Origin of the sequence: Desulfonatronum sp. SC1, assembly GCF_003046795.1 — a bacterium.
Classification (GTDB): domain Bacteria; phylum Desulfobacterota; class Desulfovibrionia; order Desulfovibrionales; family Desulfonatronaceae; genus Desulfonatronum.
Genome location: NZ_PZKN01000010.1, coordinates 44,653 through 56,586, shown reverse-complemented (window position 1 = coordinate 56,586; position 11,934 = coordinate 44,653). Strand labels below are relative to the sequence as shown.

Below are 11,934 nucleotides of genomic sequence, written 5' to 3'. Positions count from 1 at the left end.
AAAACGCCATGGCTCTTGCATCCATCAAGCGCTGGGCCGAACGGGTCTTCACCCCGGATGAGGCGGTTCGCCGCCAGTTCGGCCTGTTTCGGGAGCTGCTGCATGAAGACAAGCTTTGCCTGAAAGCCATCACCCGGCTGGAAGAGATCGGCCGGGAACCGATCCTGGTGGACTGGTCCCGGGTGGAACTGCTGGCGCGTCACCTCCTGGACTCCATGGACCGCTTGGCGGACCGGCTCCAACGCATGGCTCCGGACGGCTACCCGGCCCTTGCCCCGGCTTGCGGGCGCATCCGCGGAGAGATCGAGGCCTTGCTCGGCCAGGAACACTGGCGACCGGAAAGGCCATACGTGCTGCACCTCGAAAAAGGCTCCGCTACGGAGAGCGCCCGCGAAGTCATGGGCGGCAAGGCCCAAGGGCTGACCCAAATCATTGCTCGGACTGAAATCCCGGTGCCCCCGGCCCTGGTCATCACCACCAACGCCTACCAGCGTTTTCTGCAGGCCAACGGACTGCGGGAGATGGTGCGCAAGAAGCTCCTGACCCTGGACTTCCGGCGGCCCGAGCGCTTGGAACGTACGGCGGCCCTGATCCGGAAAGCCATTCTTGAGGGTGTTGTTCCCGACGACATGGCCGAGGAGGTCGACGCGTCCCTGGGCCAGCTCGAAGCCATGGCCAAGGATGAACCCGGAAACACCGCCGACCGACAGGCCGCGGAGCCGTTGTTCGCCGTGCGCAGCAGCGCTCTGGCCGAGGACGGCGACGCCTCCTTCGCCGGGCAGTACGCCACGCGACTCAACGTCTCCCGTCGGGATTTCTGGTCCGCCTATAAGGACGTCCTGGCCGGAAAGTTCACTTCCAAGGCCCTGACCTATCGCCTGCACTACGGCCTGAGCGACGCCCAGACGGCCATGGCCGCGCTGGTCCTGCCGATGATCGAAGCCAAAACCAGCGGGGTGGTCTACAGCCGCGACCCGCTGGATCTGTGCAAAGGCGCCTGCCTAGTGATCTCCGCCGTAACCGGAGCTGGCAGCCGCTTGGTGGACGGCAGCGCGGTGCCGGACACTTTTTTGGTCTCCCGCCGGGACCCCACCCATTTTCTGGCCAAACAGGCCGCCCCGGAACAGGACGATCGCCCCCTGCCCACCTTGCGCGACGAACTCTGCCTGGACGACGCCTCCGCCACGACCCTGGCCCGGTGGGGCTTGGAACTGGAGCAGGCCTTCGGCCGCCCCCAGGACATCGAATGGGCCCAGGACCATGCCGGCAATCTGATGATCCTTCAATCCCGTCCGATCCACGTCACAGCCCCAGGGGAAGACAACGGCAGCGTTCCGTCGGAAAGCATGGACGAGGCGGACCGCGCCACCCCCCAGCCCTCGGACCACGTGGCCTCGATCCTGGACGTGGGCACTCCGGCCAGCATCGGGGTCGCTTCGGGCCGGATACACCGCATCACTTCGGAAGCGGACCTGGACGCCGTGCCCCAGGGGGCCGTGGTCCTTGCTCCGGGCATCCCGCCCTCCCTGGTCCAGATCGTTCACAAGGCAGCCGGCGTGATCGCCGAGCAGGGCGGCAAGGCCAGCCATTTCGCCTCCGTGGCCCGGGAATTCGGCCTGCCGGTGATCGTGGGCATCGGAAGCGGGGCCGCGGCCCTGGAACAGGACCGCCTGGTGACCATGGACGCCCACCGCGGCGTGGTCTACGACGGCGAGCTCCAGGAATTGCTTCAATGGCAACAAAGGCAGCGGGCCAAACCGCCCACGCCCTTCCAGCGGCGAATGACTCCGCTGCTCAAGCTGATCGCGTCCCTGAACCTGACCGATCCGGAGGCCGATACCTTCTCCCCGGATCATTGCCAAAGCGTGCACGACGTGGTCCGCCTCGTCCACGAGCACGGTACACGGGAAATGTTCTCCCTGATGGACATCAAGGGCCGGGGCATGCGGCGGGCCAAGCCGTTGGAGAGCGATATCCCCATCGTCATGCACGTCCTGGACCTGGGCGACGGGCTTCGCGCCGGGGCCGAAAACGAGCGCGCCCTGACCATGGAGCACGTTCGTAGCGGGCCGATGCTGGCCGTATGGGCCGGCCTGACGGACAAAGACGTTGCCTGGTCCGAGGGACTGCTGCATCTGGACTGGGAGCGCTTCGACCAAGTCAGCGGGGGCATCTTCAGCCTCAAGTCCTCCCTCCTGAGCAGCTATGCCCTGCTGGCCAGCCACTACGCCCATCTGCTGCTGCGTTTCGGATATCACTTCGCCGTGCTGGACTGCCTGGCCGGTGAACGGGCCGAGGAGAACTACATTCAGTTCCGGTTCAAGGGCGGAGGTGGGATCGACGAAAAAAAAAGCTGGCGCCTGGAGATGATCCAGACCGTGCTCCAATCCTTCGACTTCCAGGTTCGGATCCGGGAAGACCTGTTGGAGGCCAAGTGCGCCCGCCAGGACAAACTGCGTACCGAACTGCGGCTGAACGTCCTGGGATATCTCCTGGGCCGCACCCCGCTGCTGGACATGGCCCTGGAAAGCCGCGAACATGCGTTGCGTCTGGCCGAGGAAATGCAGGGCAAATGGCGTCCGGCCGAGGAGCAATCATGAGCGACACAGGAACATATCCCGTCTACTGGGTCACCCCAAACCTGGCCACCGGACCGGCTCCCATGTCCTACGACCACCTGGACCATCTCCGGACCGAGGGTGTGGACGCCATTCTGAACCTCTGCGCCGAGTACTGCGACCTGCACGACATCGAATCCAGCCAGGGCTTTGAGGTCCACTACCTCCCGGTGGAAGACGAGGAAACGCCCCAACTCCAAGCCCTGGAAGAAGCCCTGGCCTGGCTGGACGAGGCCATCTACCTGGGCAAGAAGGTCTACGTTCATTGCCGTCACGGCATCGGGCGGACCGGAACGGTCATCTCGGCCTATCTCCTGCGGCGGGGGCTGGGCAGCAAGCTGGTCAAGCAGAAGCTCAAGAAGCTGCGCTCCCAGCCGGCCAATTTCGATCAATGGTGGCTGGTGCGCAAGATCGGCAAGAAGGAAGGCCGGCTGACCATCCGGGAACCCTCCCTGGAGTGGAAGACACTTGTAGACCTGGGTCCGTTCTTCACGGACCACGAACTGCTGCTGAGCGAAGCGAACCAGCGGGTTGAAAGGCAGGTTCCGAATCCGGAATTTTGCGGCCTGGACCATATCCGCTGCTGCACCCGGCACCTGGAGGTCAGTCTGATCGAAGCCGCCTACCTGACCCACCACCTGAACCGCAAGTTGCGCAGCGCTGACCGTTTGGCGGCCATTGAGCGCTCCGTGGAAACCACCCGCTCCATTCGGGCCTTGCGCCGGGAGACACGGGAGGAAGACCTGCCGCCACGGTTCGCCGAGGTCGGCTTGTTTTGCCCGTTGCTGAGCGAAGGCCGCTGTCTGGTCTATCCGTCGCGCCCCCTGGCCTGCCGCCTGGACGGCCTGCCCTCCGTGCCGGAGAACGAGGTCTTTCTGAAGGCGCTGCAATCCCGCACCGAACAGCTTTCTCAAGGGCTGTTCCTGGCCCTGACCGGCGACTTCTGCAAGCGCCCCCGGGTGAGATTCCCCCTGGTGGACGTGGTTTCAGGTCGGTTCGTCCAGTCGTTTTTTCATTTATTGTCCGGCCAGGGCGGCTCGCTTCAAGCCGAAACGACCGTTCCGCCCGGCGGAACCGAGGAAACCACGGGGAAACCCCGAGAAAACCCATTTTGATCCAAACCTGTACAAGGAGCACTCCGTGCACGAAGTCAGCCTTGATCAAAGCATTCAGGACTACTTGACCGGCGAAAACCTGGAAATGACTACCTACGAGGATCTGCGCCAGGGCTTGGCCCGGCTACTGGTGGAGGAAAAAGGCTACCCCAAGGACAACCTTTCCCCGCGCGTTGCCATTCAGTTCCACGTGGACGACAAACCCTTCTCCCGCAATGTGGACATCCTGGTTCGCGACGGGCAAGGCCGCCCGGCTCTCGCCCTGCTCTTCTGCTCCGGCACCCCGGAGACCTACACCCGGGAGGCGATGTACGCAGCCAGGCTGTTGCCTGACGGCCCGGCTCCCCTGGTCATTGTCACGGACAGCAAGGACGCCAAGCTCCTGAGCGCCGCCAGCGGCAAGGTTCTGGCCGACGGTTTCGTCGCCATCCCCTCCTGGGAGGAACTGCAAAATCTCCTGGCCGAACATCCGGCCCCCGACCTGGACCCGGCCCGTCTGGCCCGGGAACAGCGTGTCTTCTACATGTACAGCGGTTTTCTGGAAGGCTGTTGCGGCCAGGAATGCCCCACCTGAACCGCGCTCCACGTCATGGAGCAGTGCCTGGGGGCGAGGCCGGGGGTGCAAAGCTGAAGATCGAATGCACGCCGAATCGCCCTGTAACCCAGCCAAATGCGCCCTTGGCTGGGTTACGGGGCGATCATGTCTTGTTTTGGCTGACGAAGGGATTGCGGACGAGCACTCCTTCAATGCATTGCCCGGCATTGAGATCTTCGCTGATGACGATATCGGCTCCGGCCTTGGAAGCGGAAACGATGATCATGGCATCCCAGAACGAGAGGCTGTTTCTTTCTTGGACCTCGGATGCGCGGAGCACGTCCTGGACTTCCGGTGTCATGACCTCCCAGGCGCAATAATTTTCAATGAGCCCGCGGGCAATGGAGGGCGTCAAGGGCTGTGGGATTTTCCGGGTGATGTTGACATAGAACTCCTGCAAAACCTGGATGCTGAGCACACCCTGCCCGGTTTCCCAAAGTTCCGCTACAAGCGAGGCGGCCACGTCATGACGCCGTCCCGCGTCCAGATCGTGGGCGTAGATCAGGATGTTGGTATCTAGGAACCGCTTACCGGGCATGGAGCTCTTCCCTTGAAGCGGGACGTCCGCCAAAGTGGTAGCCTTGGCGCAGGGAGGCCAGCGCCCTGTTTTTGCACTGCTCGTATTGCTTTTCCTGCTCCACGATTTCCCTGAGTTGGCTGCTGAGCATCCCGCTGATGGACATGGATTTCCGGGCGGCGAGGACTTTCAATTCAGACAACAAATCCTTTTCCAGGGCCAGCGTAATATTCTGTTTCATCAGCAACCTCCTTTTGTCACGTAAATACGTGCCACACGCGTAACACGTGGAGCAATGAGAAGACAAGTCACGCCCAATAGCTCATAAAGATATGGAGGCAACCATGCCCGACCGCACGGTGCGTGATTTTGAAGCCATCATTGAAGCCAGGGTGGCGAGGGGGAAGACCGGTCCGTAGAGAAGGACAGGTGGGAGAGACGGTGCGCTATGCGCACGCGAAAATGGTACCCGAGACCGGGCGGAGCTCATCGCTGATCATCCGCCCCATGTGGAGCGCGGGCTTTTCGGAAGGCCGGAAAAAGGGAAAGGGACCGCCGATCAGTGTTTGACGGCCATGGGGTTTTCCTGGAGCACCAGAGATTTTTCGCCGTCTCGAAGCAGGCTGATCATCCGGGCCAGGGAATGGTCGTGAAGTTCGTGGATGTACTCCTTGTCCACTCGAATTTTGCGGCGGACGTTGAGCAGGGAGAGGAAGACGAGGCTTTTGTAGATTTTTCTATTGGTCTTGAACGAAAAGATATAGCTGTCCAGGGAGCTTTCCAGGAAACGGTCGTTGCGCCGCTGCACGGCCCGGCTGAAGCTCACGGACTGCAACCAGTAGGCACGGTGAATCATGGCGTCGGCCTGCATCTCCAGCCAGGCATGGGACTGTTCCTGCTGTTCCTCCACCAGAATCCCGTGGGCCACGGTGTCGGCGGCCAAGTGACAGAGATAGCCGTAGGCAAAGGCCTTTTCCGAGTCGTTTTGGGCCTGATCCAGAAACCGCATTCCCGTGGTCCAGCTGTGCGGGCTCTTGTCCTCGGGCAGGTAGCTCTTGCCCAGAATCATGTCCGCCATCAGGTTGCCGTATAAAAAGTCTTGACGATATTTCGTCAACAGCCCAAATATGGCGGATGGGATGATCGAGGCGTAGGCGAACAGTTCGCTGGCCACGTAGATGTGGGTCAGCGGCCCCCAGGCCCAAGCGGTGGACGGTATGACGAGCAGCCCGATAAGGACCAGCAGACATCTGATGAACATAACGATTCGGTTTCCTCCGAAGTTGAATCCGGCATCTCTAGCCGAACCTGCCAGAGACCGCAAGGCGCTTTGTTCCTTTCGCCCGCTTTTCCTCGTGCAGCGCATCAGGTATGCTCTTTCCATGCAATGTCCAGAGTGTCGCCTGATCCATTTCAAGTCAAAAACTTGACAGCCAGTGTTTCCTCCCTATCTTGGGCATTCATTTCCACATCTTGCCACGTTGATCTTGCGCAAGGAGAATAATCGACCATGAGCGTTTCCTTCAAAGACTATTACCAACTCCTGGACGTATCCAAGACCGCGTCCCAGGACGAGCTTTCCAAGGCATTCAAGAAGATGGCCCGGAAGTACCACCCGGATCTGAATCCGGACAACCCCGAAGCGGAGAAGAAGTTCAAGGAAATCAACGAGGCCTACGAAGTGCTCAAGGACCCGGAGAAGCGGAAGCTGTACGACTCCCTGGGCCCGAACTGGCAGCACGGCCAGAATTTTCAACCGCCTCCGGGCTTTGATTCCAGCCGATTCCGTTCGTATTCGTCCGGTGGCCCTTCTGGCGGTCCGCAATTCGAAGGCGGCTTCGGCGGGTTCAGCGACTTTTTCGAGACCATCTTCGGCGGCCAGTTTCGCGGAGAACAAAGCTACCAAGGCGACCCCTTCGGTTCCGGAGGATTCGGTCCCCGGCAGACCAAGGGCCGGGACGTGGAGGTGGGCATGGAACTGCCCCTGGAAGACGCCTTTACCGGGGGCAGCCGGACCATTTCCTTTCAGGAGCAGGTGATGGGCCCGGACGGAATGCCGCGCATGGAAACCAAGTCCCTGCAGGTGAACATCCCGGCCGGGATCAAGAACGGATCCCGTATCCGGCTGGCCGGGCAGGGCTCGCCCGGCATGCGCGGTGGTCCCAGCGGGGATCTGTACCTGAAGATCAGGGTCGCCCCGCACCCCAAATTCAAGTTGGAGGGCAACTCCATCATCTACGATCTGCCCCTGACGCCCTGGGAAGCGGCTTTGGGAACCAAAGTCCGGGTTCCAACCCTGGCCGGAGCCGTGGAAATGAACATCCCGGCCGGGACCGGCAGCGGCAGGAAGCTGCGCCTGCGCGGCAAGGGCCTGGGCAAGGGCGACCAGCAGGGCGATCAGCTGATCCGCGTGATGATCGCGGTCCCGGAAAAGCCCACCGACCAGGAGCGCGAATTGTGGGAACAACTGGCCCGGACGTCCACGTTTCAGCCCCGGCATGACGGCTGATCAATTCACAGGGAGCAATAATCCATGGCACTGAGCATCAAAATACTGACTGAGGAACTGCCCGCGACGTCGGAACTGGTGATCTGGTCCCGGTTCATCGAACTGACCGGAATCCACCCGACCAGACTGGGCGAGCTGGTCGAGTTGGGCTGGCTCTGCCCGAACAGGACCCAGGAAGACTGCTACCTGTTCCATCCCCGGGACGTGTACAAGGTTAGCAAGCTGGAGCGAATCTGCACCGACTTCGAACTGCCCGCCTTGGCCGGAACCATCATCATCGACCTCCTGGAACGCATCGAAGACCTGGAGTTGCAAGTCCGCGACCTGCGGCGTTTGCTGTAACTCCCATGCCCCCATCATTCTCATACGTCCCATAACTCCCATCGCACCATTCCACCTCCAAGGAGGAACCGCATATGGACATGAACAAATTCACCCAGAAATCCCAGGAAGCCCTGGCCGAGGCCCAGGCCGCGGCCATTCGTTTCGGGCATCAGCAAATCGACGTGGAGCATCTGCTCCTGGCCCTGGTCAGCCAGGAGAACGGCCTGGCGCCCCGCTTACTGGATCGAGCCGGAGTCAAGCCGCAGAATTACATGCAAGCCCTGGAAAGCGAGATCGGCAAGCTGCCCAAAATCAGCGGCCCCGGGGCCCAGCCCGGTCAAGTGGTGGTGACCCCGCGTCTGAACGGCGTTTTGCTCAAGGCTCAGCAAATGGCCAAAAAGATGCAGGACGAATACGTCAGCGTGGAGCACGTCCTGCTGGCCATCCTGGAGGAGCCCTCCTCCACGGCCGCCGGGCGGGTGAACAAACAGTTCGGCCTGACCCCGGACCGCATCCTGGCCGTGCTCACCGAAGTCCGCGGCAACCAGCGGGTCACCTCGGCCAACCCGGAAGACACCTACGAGGCTCTGCAAAAGTACGGTCGCGATCTGGTGGAGGAGGCCCGCAAGGGCAAGCTGGACCCGGTCATCGGTCGGGATCAGGAAATTCGCCGCTGCATCCGGGTGCTGTCCCGGCGGACAAAGAACAACCCTGTCCTGGTGGGCGAGGCGGGGGTGGGCAAGACGGCCATCGTGGAGGGCCTGGCCCAGCGCATCCTGAAGCAGGACGTGCCCGAGGGCCTCAAGGGCAAGACCGTCTTCTCCCTGGACATGGGCGCACTGATTGCCGGAGCCAAGTACCGGGGTGAATTCGAGGAACGGCTCAAGGCCGTGCTCAAGGATATCCAGCAGTCCGAGGGCCGGATTCTGCTCTTCATCGACGAAATCCACACCATTGTCGGCGCTGGCAAGGCCGAGGGGGCCATGGACGCCGGCAACCTGCTCAAGCCCATGCTGGCCCGGGGCGAACTGCACTGCATCGGGGCCACCACCCTGGACGAATACCGTAAGCACATCGAAAAGGACCCGGCCCTGGAGCGTCGTTTCCAGCCCGTGCTGGTGAACGAGCCCGGCGTGGAGGACACCATCTCCATCCTGCGGGGCCTGCGGGAACGCTTCGAGGTGCATCACGGGGTGCGGATCAACGACAGCGCCATTGTCGAGGCCGCGGTGCTTTCCCACCGCTACATCACGGACCGCCAGCTTCCGGACAAGGCCATTGACCTGATCGACGAGGCCGGGGCCATGCTGCGCACGGAAATCGACTCTCTGCCCTCGGAACTGGACGAGATCAACCGCAAGGTGCTCCAGTTGGAGATCGAGCGGGAAGCCCTGAAGCGTGAGACGGACGATAGTTCACGGGACCGCCTGGAAAAACTGGAGAAGGAACTGGCCGACCTCAAGGAAGCCCAGGGCACGCTCCTGGCCCAGTGGGAAAAGGAAAAGCAGACCATCGACGAGTTGCGCAACGTCAAGGAGGAGATTGAAAAGGTCCGCCTGGAAATCGAGGAAGCCGAACGGGCCTATGATCTGAACAGGGTGGCCGAGCTGCGCTACGGCAAGCTGGCCCAACTGGAAAAGATGCTTTCCGCCCAGGACGACAAGATGACCGCCGAATCCGGCGGGGCGCGGATGGTCAAGGAAGAGGTCGGCCCGGACGACGTGGCCGAGATCGTCTCCCGCTGGACCGGGATCCCGGTTTCGCGGCTTCTGGAAGGGGAACGGGAAAAGCTGCTCCGTCTGGGCGACACCCTGCACGAGCGGGTGGTGGGCCAGGACGAGGCGGTCACGGCCGTGGCCGACGCAGTGCTACGCGCACGGGCCGGGCTGAAGGATCCCAACCGGCCCATCGGATCGTTCATCTTCCTCGGCCCCACCGGCGTGGGCAAGACCGAGCTGTGCAAGACCCTGGCCCAGGCCCTGTTCGACACCGAGGAAAACATGGTCCGCCTGGACATGTCCGAGTACATGGAAAAGCACACCGTGGCCCGACTGATCGGCGCGCCCCCCGGCTACATCGGCTACGACGAGGGCGGGCAGCTCACGGAGGCCGTGCGTCGCAAGCCTTACAGCGTTATCCTCTTCGACGAGGTGGAAAAGGCCCACCAGGACGTGTTCAACGCCCTGCTCCAGATCCTGGACGACGGCCGGTTGACCGACAGCCAGGGTCGAACCGTGGATTTCAAGAACACGATCATCATCATGACTTCCAACCTGGGCTCCCAGTACCTGCTGGAAGGCATCACCCCCGAGGGCGAGCTACGGCCCGGCACCCGGGAACAGGTCATGGGCACGTTGCGCTCCCACTTCCGGCCCGAGTTCCTGAACCGGGTGGACGAGGTGGTCCTGTTCAAGCCGCTGTTGCTGGAACAGATCAAGCAGATCATCGACCTGCTGCTCCAGGGGCTGCGCGGACGCTTGGCGGACCGCAAGATCGAGCTGGAGATGGCCGACCAGGCCCGGGAATTCATTGCCCGGGAGGCTTACGACCCGATCTACGGGGCCCGACCCTTACGGCGCTATCTCCAGGCCCGCCTGGAAACCCCGCTGGCCAAGGCGATCATCTCCGGCAAGATTCTGGACGGCCAGAAGATCCGCATCGATGTGGGCGACGAGGGGTTGGTGCTGAACAATGGGTGAGGTGAAAGACAGAGATCAGAGGTCAAAGGTCAGAGGTCAGAACCCGGAAGAGGGGAACCGAGAGGAAAGCGCGGCCCGGGAGTTTGAAGAGGGGCCGCGTTCCGTTCTGTGCCTGGACATCGGCAGCGGGACCCAGGACGTGCTGTTGCACATCCCCGGCGAGCAGCCGGAAAACTGCCCCAAGTTCGTGCTGCCTTCCCCGGCCCGGGTGATTGCCGAGCGGCTCGCGGCCCTGACCGCGGCCCGGCGGGCCGTCTGGCTCTACGGGGACAACATGGGCGGCGGCTTTTTCCGGACCGCCAAGGCCCATCTGGAGCAGGGCCTGCCCCTGGCCTCCCATCCGGAGGCGGCTTTTTCCCTGGGGGACAATCCGGATCGGGTCCGGGCCCTGGGCGTGAACCTGGCCGAAACCTGCCCGCCCGGCCACGTCCCGCTGCATCTGGCGGACTTTGATCCGGGATTCTGGCGGACCTTCCTTGCCGCCGCCGGACTGGACTACCCGGACCTGATCCTGGCCGCGGCCCAGGATCACGGCTACCACCCGGATTCCAGCAATCGCGTCGGAAGGTTCCAGCTTTGGCGCGACTTCCTGCTCCAGGCCCAGGGACGGCCCGAGGCCCTGGTCTTTGCCGACCCGCCCGCGCAGCTGACCCGCCTGCGCACCCTGAAAGCCCGCATTGGCGCCGGGCTGGTGGCCGACACCGGCGCGGCCGCGGTGCTCGGCGCGCTCTTCGAGCCCGAGGTCCGGCAGCTCCAGCGCACCCAAGGCGTGTGCGTGGTCAACGTGGGCAACAGCCACGTCCTGGGCTTCCTGCTCTTCCAGGACCAAATTCTCGGCGTCTACGAGCAGCACTCCAACCGGAGCCGGGAAGACGTCCTGGCCGACCTGGACCTGTTCCGCCACGGCCTGCTGACCCACCAACAGGTCATGGACCAGTACGGTCACGGCTGCCTGACCCTGTACCTGCCGCCGGAAGCCGGAGCCTTCGCCCCCACCTACGTCCTCGGCCCCCGCCGCGCCCTGCTCCGGGACACCGGAGCCGTGTTCCTCGCCCCGGGCGGGGACATGATGCTGGCCGGGTGTTTCGGGTTGCTGCAAGGCTGGGAGTTCACGCGCCCAAGGTCGCTGATCAGGGCCGCTGATCAGGACAGGATCATCACCTTGCCCTGACTGGGTTCCAACACCCGCCCTGCTCCATTGCCACCGTTGAGCACCGCGGCGTCGTTCAGGCGCACGGCCGGACTGCCCTCGATCATCACCTTGCCGCTGCCCGTGCTGAACGACGCCGCCCCCTTGACCTCCCCGGACACCACTCCCCCGGCGACCCCTTGTTCGTTCCCCGCGCTGGGCCCGCAGGACGAGTTTTGATGCAGGGCCGGCATCCCGGCGACCAACAGCTTTTGGGCCTTGGGCCTGCCCTGGGCCGGCGACGTGGTGTTGGCATAGACGACCGGCGTGGTTCCTCCAGCCGAAGGCGTCCCGCAGACGTCCAATTCCCCGCCGATCCGACCGGCGTTGGTGGTTACGGCAAACATCGGCCCTCCGTGGCATAATCG

Annotated in this window: 11 protein-coding genes; 7 read left to right on the top strand and 4 right to left on the bottom strand. The window is 63.0% G+C overall.

The annotated features are described in order from the left end of the window. Positions 1-8 precede the first annotated feature (8 nt). From C6366_RS07330 to C6366_RS07320, 3 genes are read left to right on the top strand one after another with little or no spacing between them, the layout of a single operon-like run. The gene (locus tag C6366_RS07330) at positions 9-2,600 is read left to right on the top strand and encodes a PEP/pyruvate-binding domain-containing protein (RefSeq protein WP_107736678.1); all 2,592 of its coding nucleotides are present in this window, start codon (positions 9-11) and stop codon (positions 2,598-2,600) included. Beyond that, entirely contained in the window at positions 2,597-3,733 is a 1,137-nt protein-coding gene (locus C6366_RS07325; RefSeq protein WP_107736677.1) for a dual specificity protein phosphatase family protein, read from the top strand. The genes C6366_RS07330 and C6366_RS07325 overlap by 4 nt, the downstream gene beginning before the upstream one ends. Before the next feature lie 25 nt (positions 3,734-3,758). Further along, entirely contained in the window at positions 3,759-4,307 is a 549-nt protein-coding gene (locus C6366_RS07320; RefSeq protein ID WP_107736676.1) for a type I restriction enzyme HsdR N-terminal domain-containing protein, read from the top strand. A 124-nt stretch (positions 4,308-4,431) separates the two neighbouring features. Here C6366_RS07320 and C6366_RS07315 read toward each other — a convergent pair whose 3' ends face one another. The 3 genes from C6366_RS07315 to C6366_RS07305 all read right to left on the bottom strand — a co-directional run bounded on the left by C6366_RS07315 (position 4,432) and on the right by C6366_RS07305 (position 6,106). After that, positions 4,432-4,866, bottom strand: coding sequence for a PIN domain-containing protein (locus C6366_RS07315; protein ID WP_107736675.1), 435 nt, complete (start codon positions 4,864-4,866; stop codon positions 4,432-4,434). After that, the gene (locus C6366_RS07310) at positions 4,856-5,086 is read right to left on the bottom strand and encodes a hypothetical protein (RefSeq protein WP_107736674.1); all 231 of its coding nucleotides are present in this window, start codon (positions 5,084-5,086) and stop codon (positions 4,856-4,858) included. The genes C6366_RS07315 and C6366_RS07310 overlap by 11 nt, the downstream gene beginning before the upstream one ends. Positions 5,087-5,404: 318 nt before the next feature. Beyond that, on the bottom strand, positions 5,405-6,106 hold the full coding sequence (locus C6366_RS07305) for a zinc dependent phospholipase C family protein (RefSeq protein WP_158269684.1): 702 nt from the start codon (positions 6,104-6,106) through the stop codon (positions 5,405-5,407). Positions 6,107-6,355: 249 nt separating this feature from the next. Here C6366_RS07305 and C6366_RS07300 point away from each other — a divergent pair, with 249 nt between their 5' ends. The 4 genes from C6366_RS07300 to C6366_RS07285 all read left to right on the top strand — a co-directional run bounded on the left by C6366_RS07300 (position 6,356) and on the right by C6366_RS07285 (position 11,548). Then, complete coding sequence (locus C6366_RS07300) at positions 6,356-7,354, top strand: DnaJ C-terminal domain-containing protein (protein ID WP_107736672.1); 999 nt, start codon at positions 6,356-6,358, stop codon at positions 7,352-7,354. A gap of 24 nt (positions 7,355-7,378) precedes the next feature. After that, a complete protein-coding gene (locus C6366_RS07295; protein WP_107736671.1) occupies positions 7,379-7,696 on the top strand; it encodes a chaperone modulator CbpM in 318 nt (105 codons plus the stop codon). 74 nt (positions 7,697-7,770) lie between these two features. After that, positions 7,771-10,377 carry an ATP-dependent chaperone ClpB gene (gene clpB / locus C6366_RS07290; RefSeq protein WP_107736670.1) on the top strand — a complete coding sequence of 869 codons (2,607 nt, stop codon included), beginning with the start codon at positions 7,771-7,773 and terminating at the stop codon, positions 10,375-10,377. After that, a complete protein-coding gene (locus tag C6366_RS07285) occupies positions 10,370-11,548 on the top strand; it encodes a DUF1786 domain-containing protein (protein WP_107736669.1) in 1,179 nt (392 codons plus the stop codon). The genes clpB and C6366_RS07285 overlap by 8 nt, the downstream gene beginning before the upstream one ends. Here C6366_RS07285 and C6366_RS07280 read toward each other — a convergent pair. Continuing rightward, positions 11,521-11,913, bottom strand: a complete 393-nt coding sequence (locus C6366_RS07280; protein ID WP_107736668.1) for a DUF4150 domain-containing protein — start codon at positions 11,911-11,913, stop codon at positions 11,521-11,523. The genes C6366_RS07285 and C6366_RS07280 overlap by 28 nt on opposite strands. Between the last annotated feature and the right edge of the window lie 21 nt (positions 11,914-11,934).